The organism is Streptomyces sp. NPDC059895, from assembly GCF_042731035.1.
Taxonomy (GTDB): domain Bacteria; phylum Actinomycetota; class Actinomycetes; order Streptomycetales; family Streptomycetaceae; genus Streptomyces.
Window position 1 is genome coordinate 29862 of sequence record NZ_JBHWKO010000008.1, and the last position, 17993, is coordinate 47854.

General features: G+C 72.4%; 13 protein-coding genes. 9 read left to right on the forward strand and 4 right to left on the reverse strand.

Going from position 1 to position 17993, the window contains the following annotated elements:
- The first annotated feature begins 123 nt into the window (after positions 1–123).
- From ACFV9M_RS11955 to ACFV9M_RS11970, 4 genes are all read left to right on the forward strand, one after another.
- Positions 124–1251 carry a sensor histidine kinase gene (locus ACFV9M_RS11955; RefSeq protein WP_385072532.1) on the forward strand — a complete coding sequence of 376 codons (1128 nt, stop codon included), beginning with the start codon at positions 124–126 and terminating at the stop codon, positions 1249–1251.
- Positions 1248–1928 (forward strand): response regulator, encoded by a 681-nt coding sequence (locus tag ACFV9M_RS11960; protein ID WP_385072529.1) that lies wholly within the window; start codon positions 1248–1250, stop codon positions 1926–1928. The genes ACFV9M_RS11955 and ACFV9M_RS11960 overlap by 4 nt, the downstream gene beginning before the upstream one ends.
- Positions 1929–2062: 134 nt before the next feature.
- Positions 2063–5164 (forward strand): efflux RND transporter permease subunit, encoded by a 3102-nt coding sequence (locus ACFV9M_RS11965; protein WP_385072526.1) that lies wholly within the window; start codon positions 2063–2065, stop codon positions 5162–5164.
- A 263-nt stretch (positions 5165–5427) separates the two neighbouring features.
- Positions 5428–7656, forward strand: coding sequence for a PQQ-binding-like beta-propeller repeat protein (locus ACFV9M_RS11970; protein WP_385072522.1), 2229 nt, complete (start codon positions 5428–5430; stop codon positions 7654–7656).
- A gap of 41 nt (positions 7657–7697) precedes the next feature.
- On the opposite strand, the gene nadA is transcribed toward ACFV9M_RS11970, so the two are convergent.
- Positions 7698–8882 carry a quinolinate synthase NadA gene (gene nadA, locus ACFV9M_RS11975; protein WP_385072519.1) on the reverse strand — a complete coding sequence of 395 codons (1185 nt, stop codon included), beginning with the start codon at positions 8880–8882 and terminating at the stop codon, positions 7698–7700.
- Positions 8883–9160: 278 nt separating this feature from the next.
- Between nadA and erpA the strand changes: the two genes are divergently transcribed.
- Positions 9161–9517, forward strand: a complete 357-nt coding sequence (gene erpA / locus ACFV9M_RS11980) for an iron-sulfur cluster insertion protein ErpA (protein ID WP_385072516.1) — start codon at positions 9161–9163, stop codon at positions 9515–9517.
- Positions 9518–9595: 78 nt separating this feature from the next.
- On the opposite strand, the gene ACFV9M_RS11985 is transcribed toward erpA, so the two are convergent.
- Entirely contained in the window at positions 9596–11497 is a 1902-nt protein-coding gene (locus tag ACFV9M_RS11985; RefSeq protein WP_385072514.1) for a hypothetical protein, read from the reverse strand.
- 155 nt (positions 11498–11652) lie between these two features.
- Positions 11653–11865, reverse strand: a complete 213-nt coding sequence (locus ACFV9M_RS11990) for a hypothetical protein (RefSeq protein WP_385072511.1) — start codon at positions 11863–11865, stop codon at positions 11653–11655.
- 130 nt (positions 11866–11995) lie between these two features.
- On the opposite strand from ACFV9M_RS11990, the gene ACFV9M_RS11995 reads away from it, so the two are divergent.
- The gene (locus ACFV9M_RS11995) at positions 11996–12970 is read left to right on the forward strand and encodes a carbohydrate kinase family protein (RefSeq protein WP_385072510.1); all 975 of its coding nucleotides are present in this window, start codon (positions 11996–11998) and stop codon (positions 12968–12970) included.
- A gap of 215 nt (positions 12971–13185) precedes the next feature.
- On the opposite strand, the gene ACFV9M_RS12000 is transcribed toward ACFV9M_RS11995, so the two are convergent.
- Complete coding sequence (locus ACFV9M_RS12000; RefSeq protein ID WP_385072507.1) at positions 13186–14562, reverse strand: cysteine desulfurase/sulfurtransferase TusA family protein; 1377 nt, start codon at positions 14560–14562, stop codon at positions 13186–13188.
- A 294-nt stretch (positions 14563–14856) separates the two neighbouring features.
- Here ACFV9M_RS12000 and coxB point away from each other — a divergent pair, with 294 nt between their 5' ends.
- From coxB to ACFV9M_RS12015, 3 genes are read left to right on the forward strand one after another with little or no spacing between them, the layout of a single operon-like run.
- Positions 14857–15816 (forward strand): cytochrome c oxidase subunit II, encoded by a 960-nt coding sequence (coxB, locus tag ACFV9M_RS12005; protein WP_385072504.1) that lies wholly within the window; start codon positions 14857–14859, stop codon positions 15814–15816.
- On the forward strand, positions 15813–17549 hold the full coding sequence (ctaD, locus tag ACFV9M_RS12010; RefSeq protein WP_385072501.1) for a cytochrome c oxidase subunit I: 1737 nt from the start codon (positions 15813–15815) through the stop codon (positions 17547–17549). The genes coxB and ctaD overlap by 4 nt, the downstream gene beginning before the upstream one ends.
- Complete coding sequence (locus ACFV9M_RS12015; protein ID WP_385072498.1) at positions 17546–17944, forward strand: cytochrome c oxidase subunit 4; 399 nt, start codon at positions 17546–17548, stop codon at positions 17942–17944. Before ctaD ends, ACFV9M_RS12015 begins: the two co-directional genes overlap by 4 nt.
- Positions 17945–17993: the final 49 nt, after the last annotated feature.

Below are 17993 nucleotides of genomic sequence, written 5' to 3' on the forward strand. Positions count from 1 at the left end.
AGCGACGGTCACCCCGAGAAGGTACGGCAGGCACCTTGACCCCCCCTGGCCCGAGCCCATCGCCGGCTCACCGCGCACCCCCTCGCCCTCGACGCCACCCTCGCCGCCGGCGTCCTGCTGTGCATGCTGGCCGGCTCCTTCGTGGACCCGCACGAGCAGGACGTCAGCTGGGAACTGCGCACCCCGGACCCGCTCAGCCTGCTGCTGATCGTCCTCGGCGCCGCGGCCCTCGTCCTGCGCCGTCGCGCTCCCCGGACGGTCCTCGCCGTCACCGGCGTCCTCTCCGTGGTGGAGTCCGTCACCGGCGACCCCCGCGCCCCCGTCGCGATGGCCGCCGTCATCGCCCTCTACACGGTCGCCTCCACCACCGACCGCCCCACGACCCTGCGGGCGGGCCTGCTCACCATGACCGTCCTCACCGGCACGGCGATGCTCGCCGGCCCCCTGCCCTGGTACGCCCAGGACAACCTCGCCCTGCTCGCCTGGACCGGCATCGGCGCCACCGCGGGCGACGCAGTCCGCAGCCGCCGCGCCGTCGTCCAGGCCATCCGGGACCGTGCCGAGCGGGCGGAACGCACCCGTGAGGAGGAGGCCCGCCGCCGGGTCGCCGAGGAGCGTCTGCGCATCGCCCGCGACCTGCACGACGTGGTCGCCCACCACATCGCCCTGGTCAACGTCCAGGCCGGAGTCGCCGCCCACGTGATGGACAGACGCCCCGACCAGGCCAAGGAGGCCCTGGCGCACGTCCGCGAGGCCGGCCGCTCCGCGCTCGACGAACTGCGGGCCACCGTCGGTCTGCTGCGCCAGTCCGGCGATCCCGAGGCCCCCACCGAACCGGCCCCCGGCCTGGACCGCCTCGACGACCTCGCCGGCACCTTCCGCAGCGCCGGACTCCCGGTCGTGGTCGCCCGCGCCGACCGCGGCACCCGGCTTCCGGCCGCCGTCGACCTGGCCGCCTACCGCGTCATCCAGGAGGCCCTGACCAACGTGCGCAAGCACGCGGGACCGGACGCCAGGGCCGAGGTCAGCGTCGTCCGGGTGGGACCCCGTATCGAGGTCACCGTCCTCGACGACGGCACCGGCGAGGCCACCGGCCCCCCGGACGGCGGCGGTCACGGCCTGCTCGGCATGCGGGAACGCGTCACCGCACTGCGCGGCACCCTCACCACCGGGCCCCGCTACGGGGGCGGCTTCCGCGTCCATGCCATCCTTCCGGTCGACACCCCCAGCGCCTCCGAGGACTCCGCATGACCATTCGCGTCCTGCTCGCCGACGACCAGGCGCTGCTGCGCAGCGCCTTCCGCGTGCTCGTCGAGTCCGAGCCCGACATGGAGGTCGTCGGCGAGGCGTCCGACGGCGCGCAGGCGGTGCGGCTGGCCAAGGAGCGGCAGGCGGACGTCGTCCTGATGGACATCCGCATGCCCGGCACCGACGGACTCGCCGCGACCCGGCTGATCAGCGCCGACCCGGCGCTCGCCCGGGTCCGCGTGGTGATCCTGACGACCTTCGAGGTCGACGACTACGTCGTGCGGTCGCTGCGCGCGGGCGCCTCCGGTTTCCTCGGCAAGGGCAGCGAGCCGGAGGAGCTCCTCAACGCCATCCGGGTCGCCGCGGCCGGCGACGCCCTGCTCTCACCGGCCGCCACCAAGGGCCTGATCGCCCGCTTCCTCGCCCAGGGCGACGCCGACGGCGACCGCGACCCGGCCCGAGCGCGGCGCCTGGACGCGCTCACCGGGCGTGAGCGCGAGGTCCTCGTCCAGGTCGCCGGCGGCCACTCCAACGACGAGATCGCCGAACGCCTCCAGGTCAGCCCGCTGACCGTGAAGACGCACGTCAACCGGGCCATGGCCAAGCTGGGCGCCCGCGACCGCGCCCAGCTCGTGGTGATCGCGTACGAGTCCGGACTGGTCCGTCCGAGGGTGGAGTGACCCGCGCCGGCCGTACTGCGCCCGGAGTATGCGCCGTATAAGGAAACCGACCTGGGGCCTACGGAACCACCCGCCCCGATGGCACAGGGTGAAGGGGCCACTTCTGTCGCTCCCAGAAGAGAGAACCTCCACCCATGTCCTGGCTGTCGAGATTCAGCCTCGCGCAACGGGCCCTGATCGGCCTGATGTCCATCATCGCGATCGTGTTCGGCGCGATCGCGATCCCCCAGCTCAAGCAGCAGCTGCTGCCGACCATCGAACTGCCGGTGGTGTCCGTGCTGGCCCCCTACCAGGGCGCCTCCCCGGACGTCGTCGAGAAGCAGGTCGTCGAGCCGGTCGAGGCCGCCCTCGAAGCCGTCGACGGCATCACCGGCGTCACCTCCACGGCGAGCGAGGGCAATGCCGTGGTCATGGCGTCCTTCGACTACGGCAGCGACACCGACCGGCTCGTGGCCGATGTCCAGCAGGCCGTCAACCGGGCCCGGACCCAGCTCCCGGACTCCGTGGACCCGCAGGTCGTCGCCGGTTCCACGGACGACATACCGACCGTGGTCCTCGCCGTCACCTCCGACCGGGACCAGCAGGCGCTCGCCGACCAGCTCGACCGGACCGTCGTCCCGGCGCTGGAGGACATCGACGGCGTCGGCCAGGTCACCGTCGACGGTGTGCGCGACCTCCAGGTCTCCGTCACCCCCGACGACGCGAAGCTGGCGCGGGCCGCCCTGACGCCGCAGTCCCTCGCCCTGGCGCTCCAGGCGGGCGGCGCGACCGTCCCGGCGGGCTCCTTCGACGAGGCCGGATCCAACCGCACCGTCCAGGTCGGCGGCGGCTTCACCTCGATCGAGCAGATCCAGGACCTGATGATCGCGGGCACGGCCGGCGCGAAGCCGGTGCGGCTCGGTGACGTGGCGACGGTGAAGCAGGAGGAGGCCCCGGCCGACTCGATCACCCGTACCGACGGCAGGCCCAGCCTCGCCGTCTCCGTCACCATGGACCACGACGGCAGCGCGGTCGCGATCTCGGACGCCGTCGAGGACAAGCTGCCCGGGCTGCGCGAGGACCTCGGCTCCGGCGCGTCGATCACGGTCGTCAGCGACCAGGGCCCGGCGGTGTCGAAGTCCATCGAGGGACTGACGACGGAGGGCGCGCTCGGCCTGCTCTTCGCGGTGCTCGTCATCCTGGTCTTCCTGGCGTCGGTCCGCTCGACGCTGGTGACCGCCGTGTCGATCCCGCTGTCGGTCGTGCTGGCGCTGATCGTGCTGTGGACGCGCGACCTGTCGCTGAACATGTTGACGCTGGGCGCCCTGACCATCGCCATCGGCCGGGTCGTCGACGACTCGATCGTCGTCCTGGAGAACATCAAGCGCCACCTGGGCTACGGCGAGGAGCGGCAGGCCGCGATCCTCACCGCGGTGCGCGAGGTGGCCGGCGCGGTCACCTCCTCCACCCTGACCACGGTCGCCGTGTTCCTGCCGATCGGCCTGGTCGGCGGCATGGTGGGCGCGCTGTTCGGCTCGTTCAGCCTCACCGTGACGGCGGCCCTGCTGGCCTCCCTCCTGGTGTCGCTGACGGTCGTCCCGGTCCTGTCGTACTGGTTCCTGCGCGCCCCCAAGGGCACCCCCGAGGACGCCGAGGAGGCCCGCCGCGCCGCCGAGGAGAAGGAGGCGAAGAGCCGCCTCCAGCGCTTCTACGTCCCCGTCCTGCGGTTCGCCACCCGGCGCCGGCTGACCAGCGTGGCCATCGCCGTCGTCGTCCTGATCGGCACCTTCGGCATGGCGCCCCTGCTGAAGACCAACTTCTTCGACCAGGGCGAGCAGCAGGTCCTGACGGTCAAGCAGGAGCTGGCGCCGGGCACCGGCCTGGCGGCGACCGACGCCCAAGCCGCGAAGGTCGAACACCTGCTCGCCGGCGTCGAAGGGGTGAAGGACTACCAGGTCACCGTGGGCTCCTCCGGCTTCCTCGCGGCCTTCGGCGGCGGCACGGACACCAACCAGGCGTCGTACCAGGTGATGCTGGAGGACTCGGCGTCGTTCGAGGACGTGCGGGACCGCATCGAGGCGGGGCTCAAGAAGCTCGACGGCATCGGCTCGACCACCGTCGCCGCCGGTGACGGCTTCGGCAGCCAGGACCTGAGCGTCGTCGTGAAGGCGGCCGACGGCGACGTGCTGCGGAAGGCGGCGGAGCAGGTCCGCGAGGCGGTGGCCGGGCTGGACGACGTCACCGATGTCACCAGCGACCTGTCGCGGAGCGTGCCGCGCATCTCCGTCCGGGCGAACGCCCGTGCCGCGGCGGCCGGTTTCGACCAGCAGACGCTCGGCGCGGCGGTCGCGCACGCGGTCCGCGGCACGACGGCGGCGAAGGCGGTCCTGGACGACACCGAGCGGGACGTGGTCATCACGTCGGCGAAGCCGGCGCGGACGCTGGCGCAGCTGAAGGCCCTGCCGCTGGGCAAGGTGAAGCTGGGTGACATCGCGACCGTGCAGCTGGTCGACGGCCCCGTCTCGATGACCCGTATCGACGGTCAGCGCGCGGCCACCGTCACCGCCCGGCCCACCGGCGACAACACGGGCGCGGTGAGCGCCGACCTCCAGTCGCGGATCGACGGGCTGAAGCTCCCGGCGGGCGCGACGGCCGAGATCGGCGGCGTCTCGCAGGACCAGGACGACGCGTTCGCCAACCTCGCCCTGGCCATGCTCGCGGCGATCGCGATCGTCTTCATGCTGCTGGTGGCGACCTTCCGGTCGCTGGCCCAGCCGCTGATCCTGCTGGTCTCCATCCCGTTCGCGGCGACGGGCGCGATCGGTCTGCTGCTCGTCACCGGCACCCCGATGGGTGTCCCGGCGATGATCGGCATGCTGATGCTGATCGGCATCGTGGTGACCAACGCGATCGTGCTGATCGACCTCATCAACCAGTACCGCCGCCAGGGGTACGGCGTCGTCGAGGCCGTGGTCGAGGGCGGCCGCCACCGTCTGCGCCCCATCCTCATGACGGCCCTCGCGACCGTGTTCGCCCTGCTGCCGATGGCCCTGGGGGTCACGGGGGAGGGCGGCTTCATCGCCCAGCCCCTGGCGGTGGTCGTCATCGGCGGACTGATCACCTCGACGCTCCTCACCCTCCTCCTCGTCCCGACGCTCTACGCGATGCTGGAACTGCGCAAGGAGCGCCGGGCGGCGAAGCGGGCGGCCAAGGGGCGGCCGGAGCCGGAGAGGGCGCCGGAGCCGGCGGGCGTGTAGCCCGGGGACGCCCCCGTACGGTGCCCCGGGGGGCGGGGGCTGCGCGTCGACGGTCGGCCGCGGGCCGTCGGTGGCTGGTCGCGCAGTTCCCCGCGCCCCTGGGTGGCCCCCAGGGCGTTGGCGGGTGTGCCTCCCCCCGGCAGGGCGCCGGGCCGTCGTCGTACCGCCGTCGGGGCAAGGCGGCCTGTTCGGCACTTCTCCTCCCGCTGGGTGTACCTATCCTGTGAGCTCGAACTGCTCTGCGGGGGAGGGGGATCGGGGCGGTGCCACTGCACAGGGACGATCCGCGGTCGGTCGGCGGGTACCGGGTCGTGGACCGGTTGGGCTCCGGCGGGATGGGGGTCGTCTACCGGGGCAGGTCGAGATCCGGCCGGGAGGTCGCCGTCAAGGTGGTCCACGCCCAGTACGCCGAGGACCCGGTCTTCCGCACCCGTTTCCGCCAGGAGATCGAGGCCGTCCGCAAGGTGAGCGGCGCCTTCACCGCCCCGGTGGTCGACGCGGACCCCGACGCCGTACGGCCCTGGATGGCCACCCAGTACGTCCCGGCGCCCACGCTCGCCGCCCGGATCCGGGCCGACGGCCCGCTGCGGGGCGCGGAGCTGCGGCGGCTCGCGCTGGGGCTCGTGGAGGCGCTGCGGGACATCCACCGGGCGGGGGTCGTCCACCGCGATCTCAAGCCCGCGAACGTGCTGGTGGCCGAGGACGGCCTGCGCGTCATCGACTTCGGCATCTCCCGGGCGGCCGAGAACCAGACGCTGACGGAGACCGGGAAGGCGATCGGCACCCCGCCGTTCATGTCCCCGGAGCAGTTCACCGACGCCCGCTCGGTGGGCCCCGCGTCGGACGTCTTCTCGCTCGGGGCGCTGCTGGTGTTCGCCGCGACGGGACGCGGCCCGTTCGACGCCGACAGCCCCTACCTCACGGCGTACCGGGTGATGAACGAACAGCCGGCGCTGGAGTCGGTGGCCGAGCCGCTGCGCGCGGTCCTGGCCCGCTGTCTGGCCAAGGACATCGCCGACCGGCCCGGACTCGACGAGCTGGCGCGGGAGTTCGCGGCCGCCCTGCCCGAACCCGCGCCGGGGGACGCGCACACGGTGACGTTGCGGCTGCCCCCGGCGGCGGCCGGGGTGTCCCGCACACCGACCGAGGTGGACGGGGCGTCGGGCCGTCCCGCCCCCCGGACCCGCCCGCGCCGCCTGCCGGCCGTGGCCGTCGCGGCCGGCGTCCTGGCCGTCGCGCTCACGGCGTACCTCTTCCTCGGCCCGCTGCGGGGCGGCGGGGCCGCGGAGGCGGAGGGGCCGGCGAGCCCCTCGGCGTCCCCGGCCTCCCGCTGGGAGGCGCTCCCGGCCGGCTGGCGGCCCTGGCGGACGACGCTGTTCGAGCCCGCGGCCCGCGGCGGGGAACCGCTGCGCGACTCCTCCGACGGATTACCGGCCTGCCGATTCGGCGAGGGCGCCCTGTTCTGCGGCGGCGACACCGTCCTCCCGGTCCGCGTGGACGCCCTGACCGGCGCGACGGTCTGGCGGGCCGCGTCCGTGCCGGCCACGGTGGAGCCCGACGCGTACGCCTCCTGGATCCTCGGCGTGCGGGACGGCACGGTGCTCGTCCGGCAGACCCTCACCGACCCTCCCACCGGCGAGACCGAGAGCGACCGTCTGATCGCCCTCGACGCGGCGACCGGGAAGCGGCTGTGGTCCCGCGAGATGAACGGCGAGAACGCCGAACCCGCGGTCGTCGGGGAGCTGGTCCTGACCCCGGACGGCGACGGCCGCTCGGTGACCGCCCGCGCCCCGCGCGACGGCGCCGAGCGCTGGACGACGACCCTGCCCGCCGGGTACTACTGCGGCGTCCACGACATCGGCGGCCGCCCCTACGCGGACTGCACCGCCTACGACTCGGGCGACCCCCGGCTCCTCGCGCTCGACCCGGCCGACGGCACCCAGCGGCGCCTGCCGTCCCTGCCGCAGAACGCGGGCTACGCGGGTTCCCTCGGCGACCGCCTGGTCTTCGTGGAGTGGCTGGACGAGGAGGGCGCGATGGAGATGGCGTACGAGCGCCTCCAGCTCGTCGACCCCGACACCGGCGCCCGTACGGCGACCGGGCTGGCCCAGGTGTTCCGCGGGACGGCGGCCATGGTGAACGGCACGCTCTGGTTCGTCACCTCCAGCGGCCAGGTGACGGCCGTGTCGCCCACCACGGGCAAGCGGCTGTGGCAGACCCGGACGAGCCTGGAGCAGCCGGGCGAGCCGGTGGCCGACGGCCGGGGCCGCACCGTCTACCTGGCCAGCGCCAGCGGGCGGGTGGCGGCCCTCGACGCCCGTGCGGGCACGCTGCTGTGGGAGTCCTTCCCGCGCGCCGACCACGTGGCGAGCGGCGGCTTCCCCTCGCCCGGGGTGTTCGTCCATGAGGGCGCGCTGCTGGTGTCGACCCCGGACGGCACGGTCTTCAGCGTCGACCCGGCCCATCCCGACCGGGGGCCGGCGTCGGAGTGACCGGCACTCCGACGCCGTACCCGGAAGATCGGGGCCGTCCCCTACGGCAGGGCCAGCATCCGCTCCAGCGCGAGTTTCGCGAACGCCTCGGTCTCCTGGTCGACCTCGATCCGGTTGACCAGCTTGCCGTCGGCGAGGGACTCCAGGGCCCAGACCAGGTGGGGCAGGTCGATGCGGTTCATGGTCGAGCAGAAGCAGACCGTGCGGTCGAGGAACACGATCTCCTTGCCCTCGGGGGCGAAACGGTTCGCCAGCCGGCGCACGAGGTTCAGCTCGGTGCCGATGGCCCACTTCGAGCCGGCCGGGGCGGCCTCCAGGGCCTTGATGATGTACTCGGTCGACCCGACGTAGTCCGCCGCGGCCACGACCTCGTGCCGGCACTCGGGGTGCACCAGGACGTTCACCCCGGGGATGCGGGCGCGCACGTCCTCGACCGACTCCAGGCTGAAGCGGCCGTGCACCGAGCAGTGGCCCCGCCACAGGATCATCTTCGCGTCGCGCAGCTGCTCGGCGGTGAGCCCGCCGTTCGGCTTGTGCGGGTTGTAGAGGACGCAGTCCTCCAGGGACATGCCCATGTCGCGGACGGCGGTGTTGCGGCCCAGGTGCTGGTCGGGCAGGAACAGCACCTTCTCGCCCTGCTGGAAGGCCCACTCCAGCGCCCGCTGCGCGTTCGACGAGGTGCAGATGGTGCCGCCGTGCTTGCCGGTGAACGCCTTGATGTCCGCCGAGGAGTTCATGTACGACACCGGCACGACCTGCTCGGCCACACCGGCCTCGGTCAGCACGTCCCAGCACTCGGCGACCTGCTCGGCCGTCGCCATGTCGGCCATCGAGCAGCCGGCGGCGAGGTCGGGCAGGACGACCTTCTGGTCCTCGGAGGTCAGGATGTCCGCGGACTCGGCCATGAAGTGCACACCGCAGAACACGATGTACTCGGCCTCCGGGCGCGCGGCCGCGTCCCGGGCCAGCTTGAAGGAGTCGCCCGTGACGTCGGCGAACTGGATGACCTCGTCGCGCTGGTAGTGGTGCCCCAGGACGAAGACCTTGTCGCCGAGCCTCTCCTTGGCCGCGCGGGCCCGCTCCACCAGGTCCGGGTCGGACGGGGAGGGCAGGTCGCCGGGGCACTCGACGCCCCGCTCGCTCCTCGGGTCGGCCTCGCGGCCGAGCAGCAACAGGGCGAGCGGAGTCGGCTGTACGTCGAGCTCCGTGGTCTGGGCGGTGGTCACGGCACGCACCCTTTCTACTTTTCGTCGAACTGACGTTATCTATCATATCCCGCTTCACGTCACTTTGACGATGGTCATCGTGTCGATGTGACGTGAATCCCGATGGCGCCCTGCCGGCCCGCCCCGCGCGCCGTCGTGAGCCGCTGTCCGCTGCACGGCGCATGTGCGAGCATGAAGGGAACAGGCGAAAAGACACGTGCCCGGCCCGGAATGAATCCGCGGCCCCGTCGGTTGCAACCGTCGGCAAGCAGTCTCCGTACAACCCGGGAGAGATGTAGATGTCCGTATCGGACGAGACCACCACCGTCACCGACGGCATCATCCTGACCGACGCCGCGGCGTCGAAGGTCAAGACCCTGCTCGACCAGGAAGGCCGTGACGACCTCGCCCTGCGCGTCGCCGTCCAGCCCGGCGGCTGCTCCGGCCTGCGCTACCAGCTCTTCTTCGACGAGCGTTCCCTCGACGGCGACGTGGTGAAGGACTTCGGCGGAGTCAAGGTCGTCACCGACCGCATGAGCGCCCCCTACCTGGGCGGCGCCACGATCGACTTCGTGGACACGATCGAGAAGCAGGGCTTCACGATCGACAACCCGAACGCGACCGGCTCCTGCGCCTGCGGCGACTCCTTCAGCTGAGCCGTCCCGACGGCGTGAAGGCGGCGGCCCCTCCCCGGGGCCGCCGCCTTCGGCGTGTCCACACGGACGCGGGGGCTCCTACGGCAGTCGCGCCCCGGGCTTCTCCAACGGGATCTCCCCGCCGTCCGAGCCGACCACGGTCCTGCCGCCCAGCGGCTCCTCCAGCTCGACGGTCCGGTGGTGGAGCTGGGCGATCGCGATGCAGACCTGCTCCGGCCAGGACGTGGCCGTCACCGTGACCCTCACCTCGTCCCCGCTCTCCACCGCCGTCGCCGCGTAGTCGGAGCACACCCCGCCCGTGAAGGCCACGGTCAGTTCGTCGCCCTGCGCGGTGTAGCCGTCGACGGACACGTCACTGGTCTTCCCGCCCGGGGACGGCTCCGCCGGCGGGGTCGACGCCGGGGGCGCGCTCAGGTACTCCGGCTCCACGGCGGGATGCGTCACCGTGTGCTCGCCCCCGGCGTCCCGCACCTCGAACAGCCACGACGGCACCAGCACCTGGCGTCCGCCCGAGGCGTGCGGGGCGAGCCCGAACACCGCGTCCGCGACGGTCGGCGACTGCTGGTGCGGGGCGGCCGTCGAGGTCCCGCACGGGTCCGCCGGACCCTCTTCCAGGGGCACCGGGTCGGCGCAGCCGCCGATGCCCGTCCGCGGGTCCGTCCCCGGTGCCGCGTTCATCCGGTCCAGCGTCTCCCGCGCGCTCAGCACCGGGTACGTGTCCCCCTTCACCGGCGTCCTCACCTGACCGCCCCCGGCGACGACCTCCGCCCGGACGTTGACGGTGACGCCGGTCGTCCACCCGTGGGTGGGCAGGCCGCCGATCTCGGGGTCGGCGTTCACCACCCGCTGGGCGCCCACGACCTGGCTCGCGTCGATCTTGGCGTCGTCCTGGCCGAGCGCCTTCAGGACCGGCGCCGCCGCCTTCTTCGCGGCCGCCTCGCTCACCGGGGTGGCGGACGGATCCGCGCTGTCCTTGTCGCAGCCGGTGGCGCTTGCGCAGGTGTCGGTGCCGGGCGTGTAGCGGTTGAACGTCCACGGGCCGGGCGCCTGCCGGTTCACCCGCAGCACCGGTCCCGAACCGTCCGTCACGGAGCCGACCCGCCACTCCTGCCCCTGGCTCACCGGCGTGCCGTCGACGCCCAGCGCCGCCGCCAGCCGCGTCACCTCGTCGGCGGTGACCTCGCCCCGCGCCCAGTACACGGCCGCCGAGCCGGGACCGTCAGGGAGGGTGCCCTCGGCCCGGTAGGTGACCCCGTAGGGGTTCGGCTCGCCGGGCGCGATGCCGTTCACGGCCCCGCCGGAGCCGCCGCCGGCGTAGTCGTCGAGGACGAGGACCGGGGGAGTGCCGTCCCCCGAGGGCGCCCCCGCCCCGGACCCGCCGCCCGCGCCGCCCGTCGTGCTGGCCGCGAGGTAGGCGCCCCCACCGCCCACCAGCAGCACGGCGGCGGCGACGGAGGCGACGAACAGGTGGGAGCGGCGACGGCCACCGGACGAACCGTCGCCCGTCACCTCACCGACGAACCGACCGCCGTCGGCCTCGCCGCCGTCGGCCTCGCCGCCGTCGGCCCTGCCGTCGTCGGCCTGGCTGCGGTCGGCCCTGCCGTCGTCGGCCTGGCTGCGGTCGGCCCTGCCGTCGTCGGCCTGGCTGCGGTCGGCCCCGCCGCCGTCCGCCCCGCCGCCGTCCGCCCCGCTGCCGTCGGCCCTGCCGCGGTCGGTCCCGCCACGGTCGGCCCCGCCGCCGGCATCACCGTCGGGCCGCTCCCGTAGAGGTTTCTCCCTGGGGGACTCCTGCTGCACGGGCTCCTCCGGAGGGGATTCCTCCCGCACGGCCTCCCGGGGGGACTCCCCTACGGGTTCCTCCCGAAGCGTCTGTTCCCGTACGAGATCCCCCGGCCGGGTCTGCTCCGACCGCGTCTCCTCCCGCGCGCCCCGGTCCTCGGGTCCGCGCGCGGTGTCGTCGTCGGGTCGCTCGGTGTTCACCGCATCGCTCCTTCGGCCGCCCTGCTGTCGTACCCCCCATCCCCCCGACGGGGGACAGCGATGGGACGCGGCGGGGGAGCGCACGGTTCCACGCCGGGCGCCCCGCCGGGAGAGCGGGCAGGGAGGGCGGACGGGACCGGCGGAGCGGCGGACGCTCAGTTGCCGTAGTCCGGCATCTCCTCCAGCATCCGGGCCGAGGCCGCCGGGACGGTCACGCCGTGGATCCGGGACGGCGGCACGGGACGGGCGGGCTCCCGCTCGGGGGCCGCCCAGTGCGGAGCCATCCGGGCGCAGTCGCCCCGCAGCGACGCGAGGTCTCCGTCGGGATCGGCCGGGGCGGGGGCGGGGGCGTGGTCCAGGTTCGTCATAGCGGCACCGTAGGCAGGTCCGGCCGCGCGAAGAAAGATCTACTATCGGGTAGTTTCGACTGCTTCAGTGGCGTCCGTCTTCCGGGTAGCGTGAACTGTCAATCCCCCCTCCCACAGGAGAGTCCCCGCCGTGCGCATCGCAGTCACCGGCTCCATCGCGACCGACCACCTCATGACGTTCCCGGGCCGCTTCGCCGACCAGCTCGTCGCGGACCAGCTCCACACGGTCTCGCTGTCCTTCCTGGTCGACCAGCTGGACGTACGGCGTGGCGGGGTCGCCGCGAACATCGCCTTCGGCATGGGACAGCTCGGCACCCGTCCCATCCTGGTCGGCGCCGCGGGCGCCGACTTCGACGAGTACCGCGCCTGGCTGGACCGGCACGGCGTGGACACCGAGTCCGTCCGCATCTCCGAGACGCTGCACACCGCCCGCTTCGTCTGCACGACGGACGCCGACCACAACCAGATCGGCTCCTTCTACACCGGAGCGATGAGCGAGGCCCGCCTCATCGAGCTGAAGACCGTCGCCGACCGCGTCGGCGGCCTCGACCTGGTCACGATCGGCGCCGACGACCCCGAGGCGATGCTCCGCCACACGGAGGAGTGCCGCTCCCGCGCCATCCCCTTCGCCGCCGACTTCTCCCAGCAGATCGCCCGGATGGACGGCGAGGAGATCCGCATCCTGATGGACGGGGCGACCTACCTCTTCTCCAACGAGTACGAGAAGGGCCTCATCGAGTCCAAGACCGGCTGGAGCGACGAGGAGATCCTCTCCCGGGTCGGCCACCGCGTCACCACCCTCGGCTCGCGCGGCGTCCGCATCGAGCGGGCCGGCGAGGACCCCATCGAGGTCGGCTGCCCCCAGGAGGAACGCAAGTCCGACCCGACCGGTGTCGGCGACGCCTTCCGGGCCGGCTTCCTCTCCGGCCTGGCCTGGGACGTCTCCCTGGAGCGGGCCGCCCAGATCGGCTGCATGCTCGCCACCCTCGTCATCGAGACCGTCGGCACCCAGGAGTACCAGCTGCGCCGCGGCCACTTCATGGACCGCTTCGCCCAGGCCTACGGCGACGAGGCCGCCGCCGAGGTGAAGAAGCACCTCAGCTGACTCAGGGCGGGCACCGTCGGGTCCCCGCGACCTGATCCGAACGACAGGCCCCAGGGCGCTGCTGACGGATCTCCGCGGCGTCGCGACGCCCGGCACGCACCCTCACCGCACGGTGTGCAGGGCCAGGTGGCTCCGCCACACGACCCCGCACACCGCACGCCGAGGGCACGCACCGAACGCCGCTCCTTCTCCCACGGAGATCCGTCAGAAGCGCCCTAGACGAGCCGGCGGACCAGGTAGGCCGAGCCGCGGTCCGCCGGCGCCTCGCCCACGTACTCCTGCTCCCGCATCGCGCACCACGCGGGGATGTCGAGCCGGGCCGCCTCGTCGTCGGACAGCACCCGGACCGTGCCGCCCACCGGCACGTCCCCGATGACCTTCGCCAGCTCGATCACGGGGATCGGGCAGCGCTTGCCGAGGGCGTCCACCACGAGGACGTCGTCCCGCACGTCCGCCACCGGGACCGGCGCCCCCAGTTTCTCCCGCACCCCCGCCACCGTGCCCGGCAGCAGCGCGAGGAACCGCTCCACGTCCTCCTCCGCCGCCCCCGGCGGCAGCGACACCCGCACATTGCCCTCGCTGAGCACCCCCATCGCCCGCAGCACATGACTCGGCGTCAGCGTGCTGCTCGTGCAGGACGACCCGGACGACACGGAGAAGCCCGCCCGGTCCAGCTCGTGCAGCAGGGTCTCCCCGTCGACATAGAGACACGAGAAGGTGACCGTCCCGGGCAGCCGGCGCTCCGGATCCCCGACCACCTCCACGTCCGGCACCAGCTCCGGCACCCGCGCCCGGATCCGCCGCGTCAGCTCCCGCAGCCGCGCCGCCTCGGCCGCCGCCTCCGCGCGCACCGCCCGCAGCGAGGCCGCCGCCGCCACGATCGCCGGAAGGTTCTCGAAGCCGGCCGCCCGCCCCGACTCCCGCTCGTCCGCGGGGCCCCGGACGGAGAACCGCACGCCCTTGCGCACCACCAGCAGCCCCACCCCCGACGGCCCGCCCCACTTGTGGGCACTCGCCGTCAGCAGCGACCAGGGCCCCTCCACCGGCCCCCACCCCAGCGACTGGGCGGCGTCCACCAGCAGCGGCACCCCGGCCGCCCGGCACACCTCGGCCACCGCCGCCACCGGCTGCTCGGTCCCCACCTCGTGGTTGGCGGACTGCAGACAGGCCAGCGCGGTGTCCGCCCGCAGCGCGTCCCCGTACGCCTCGACCGTCACCGCGCCCGTCCGCCGGACCGGCACCCGCGTCACCGTCCCGCCCTCGGCCTCGAACACCTCCGCCGAATGGAGCACCGAGGAGTGTTCGACCGATGACACGATCAGGTGGCGTCCGGTCCGCCGCCGGCCGGCCAGCGCCCCGGCGATCCCGCTGTGCACGGCCCGCGTCCCGGACGACGTGAACACCAGCTCGTCGGCCCGGCACCCGACGGCGTCGGCGGCGGTCTCCCGGGCGGCGTCGAGCAGCATCCGGGCCCGCCGCCCCTCGCGGTAGAGCCGGGCCGGATCGGCCCAGCCCTCGTCGAGCGAGGCCAACAGCGCCTGCCGGGCCACAGGATGAAGGGGAGCGGCGGAGGCCGCGTCGAAGTAGGGCACACGGCAACGCTAAGCGCCCTGCCGAGAGCGGGGAACCGCGCGACCGGCCCCCCGCGCGTCCGCAGTCGCGAACGCGTCGCGGACACCCGCCTCATGAGGCCTGAACCCGGCACGTTCCCACCCCTTCGGGGTGACCCGCGGCGCGTATGCCACCCTCCCCGCGAACCCCCGGAGGGCGTCGGCTAGGGTTTGGTCCGCATAAACATCCAAACCCCTGCCCGACGCAGGGCGGCGACCGACCAGCGAGAAGGCCGCAGCCGATCCGCGCGGGCGAGACTCTCGGGAAGGCGCTACGTGAGTCCCAACGGCTCCGACCGCTCGCCGCGGCGCCCGATGCGGCGGAAGCTGCTGCAGGCAATGACCGCGGGCCTGGTCCTGGCGACCGCCACCGGTTGCACATGGGAGGACTTCCCCCGCCTTGGTATGCCCACCCCCACCACGGAAGAGGCTCCGCGGATCCTCTCCCTGTGGCAGGGATCCTGGGCTGCCGCGCTCGCCGTCGGCGTGCTGGTGTGGGGCCTGATCCTGTGGAGTGCTTTCTTCCACCGGCGCAGCCGCACCAAGGTGGAGGTCCCTCCGCAGACCCGGTACAACATGCCGATCGAGGCGCTGTACACGGTGGTCCCCATCATCATCGTGTCGGTCCTCTTCTACTTCACGGCCCGCGACGAGTCCAAGCTCCTCGACCTGGAGAAGAAGCCCGACGTCACGGTCAACGTGGTCGGCTTCCAGTGGAGCTGGTGCTTCAACTACATCGAGGACGTCGACGGTTCCAGCGGGGACGCGAAGACCGACGAGAACCTGGACGCGATCCCGGACCGCTACAAGGACGAGTTCCCGGACAACGCGGGCGGCGTCTACACCTGCGGCACCCCCGGTGAGCGGAACCCGCAGACCAACAACCCCGGCCCGACCCTCTGGCTCCCCGAGGGCAAGACGGTCCGCTTCGTCCTCACCTCGCGTGACGTCATCCACTCCTTCTGGGTGGTGCCGTTCCTGATGAAGCAGGACGTCATCCCGGGCCACACCAATGCCTTCCAGGTGACCCCCAACAAGGAGGGCACCTTCCTGGGCAAGTGCGCCGAGCTCTGCGGCGTCGACCACTCGCGCATGCTGTTCAACGTGAAGGTCGTCTCCCCCGAGCGCTACGAGCAGCACCTCAAGGACCTCGCCAAGAAGGGGCAGACCGGTTACGTTCCCGCGGGCATCGAGCAGACCGCCCATGAGAAGAACCGGGAGACGAACAACCTGTGAGCATCCTCAACGAACCCCAGGGTGCCGCGGCGGCCGGGTCCCACTACGAGGACGAGCTGCCGGTCCGGCGCCAGCGCCGCGGTGAGGTCGTCATCAAGTGGCTGACCACCACGGACCACAAGACGATCGGCACGCTCTACCTCGTCACGTCGTTCGCGTTCTTCCTCATCGGCGGCGTGATGGCGCTCCTCATGCGCGCCGAGCTGGCCCGGCCGGGCCTGCAGATCGTCTCGAACGAGCAGTTCAACCAGGCGTTCACGATGCACGGCACGATCATGCTGCTGATGTTCGCGACTCCGCTGTTCGCCGGATTCGCGAACTGGATCATGCCGCTGCAGATCGGCGCGCCCGACGTGGCGTTCCCGCGGCTGAACATGTTCGCCTACTGGCTGTACCTGTTCGGCTCGCTGATCGCGGTGGCCGGCTTCCTCACCCCGCAGGGTGCGGCCGACTTCGGCTGGTTCGCCTACTCCCCGCTGTCGGACGCGGTCCGCAGCCCGGGCATCGGCGCCGACATGTGGATCATGGGTCTGGCCTTCTCCGGCTTCGGCACGATCCTCGGCTCGGTCAACTTCATCACCACGATCATCTGCATGCGCGCCCCCGGCATGACCATGTTCCGCATGCCGATCTTCGTGTGGAACGTGCTGCTGACCGGTGTGCTGGTCCTGCTGGCCTTCCCGGTCCTCGCGGCCGCGCTGTTCGCCCTGGAGGCGGACCGCAAGTTCGGCGCCCACGTCTTCGACGCCGCCAACGGCGGCTCGCTGCTGTGGCAGCACCTCTTCTGGTTCTTCGGACACCCAGAGGTGTACATCATCGCGCTGCCGTTCTTCGGCATCATCAGCGAGGTCATCCCGGTCTTCAGCCGCAAGCCGATGTTCGGCTACTTCGGCCTGATCGCCGCGACCATCGCGATCGCCGGCCTCTCCGTGACCGTGTGGGCCCACCACATGTACGTCACCGGCGGTGTGCTGCTGCCGTTCTTCTCCTTCATGACGTTCCTCATCGCCGTCCCGACCGGTGTGAAGTTCTTCAACTGGATCGGCACGATGTGGAAGGGGTCACTGAGTTTCGAGACCCCGATGCTCTGGGCGACCGGCTTCCTGATCACCTTCACCTTCGGTGGTCTGACCGGTGTCATCCTGGCCTCGCCGCCGATGGACTTCCACGTCTCCGACTCGTACTTCGTGGTCGCGCACTTCCACTACGTCGTCTTCGGCACTGTCGTCTTCGCGATGTTCTCCGGCTTCCACTTCTGGTGGCCGAAGTGGACCGGCAAGATGCTGGACGAGCGCCTCGGCAAGGTCACCTTCTGGACGCTGTTCATCGGCTTCCACGGCACCTTCCTGGTCCAGCACTGGCTGGGCGCCGAGGGCATGCCCCGCCGGTACGCCGACTACCTGGCCGCCGACGGCTTCACCGCCCTGAACACGATCTCCACGATCAGCTCGTTCGTGCTCGGCCTGTCGATCCTGCCGTTCATGTACAACGTGTGGAAGACGGCCAAGTACGGCAAGCCGGTCGGCGTCGACGACCCGTGGGGCTACGGCCGCTCCCTGGAGTGGGCGACCTCCTGCCCGCCGCCGCGGCACAACTTCCTCACCCTGCCGCGGATCCGCAGCGAATCCCCGGCGTTCGACCTGCACCACCCGGAGATCGCCGCGCTCGAGCAGCTGGAGCACGCCGGCCACGGCGCCGGTGCCATCGCGGGCAGCAAGGAGGCCGGCAAGTGAAGATCCAGGGCAAGATGTTCATCTGGCTGAGCGTCTTCGTCCTCGCCATGGCGGTCGTCTATGGCGTGTGGTCGAAGGAGCCGGCCGGTACCACGGCCCTCTTCCTGGCCTTCGGCCTGTGCATCATGGTCGGCTTCTACCTGGGCTTCACCGCCCGGCGGGTCGACACCGGTGCCCAGGACAACAAGGAGGCGGACGTCGCGGACGACGCCGGCGAGCTGGGCTTCTTCAGCCCGCACAGCTGGCAGCCGCTCTCCCTGGCCATCGGCGGCGCCCTGTCCTTCCTGTCCGTCGCGGTCGGCTGGTGGCTGCTGTACTTCTCCGCACCGCTGGTCATGATCGGCCTGTGGGGCTGGGTCTTCGAGTACTACCGCGGTGAGAACCGCACCCAGTAGCACGCACCGAGCACGGCACGAGCCCGGACACTCCGTCAGGAGGGTCCGG

Excerpts from the sequence above, each read along its gene's own strand:
- ACFV9M_RS11955 (WP_385072532.1), top strand. The coding sequence starts at position 124 with ATGCTGGCCGGCTCCTTCGTGGACCCGCACGAGCAGGACGTCAGCTGG.
- ACFV9M_RS11960 (WP_385072529.1), top strand. The coding sequence starts at position 1,248 with ATGACCATTCGCGTCCTGCTCGCCGACGACCAGGCGCTGCTGCGCAGC.
- ACFV9M_RS11965 (WP_385072526.1), top strand. The coding sequence starts at position 2,063 with ATGTCCTGGCTGTCGAGATTCAGCCTCGCGCAACGGGCCCTGATCGGC.
- erpA (WP_385072516.1), top strand. The coding sequence starts at position 9,161 with ATGTCCGTATCGGACGAGACCACCACCGTCACCGACGGCATCATCCTG.
- ACFV9M_RS11990 (WP_385072511.1), bottom strand. The coding sequence starts at position 11,865 with ATGACGAACCTGGACCACGCCCCCGCCCCCGCCCCGGCCGATCCCGAC.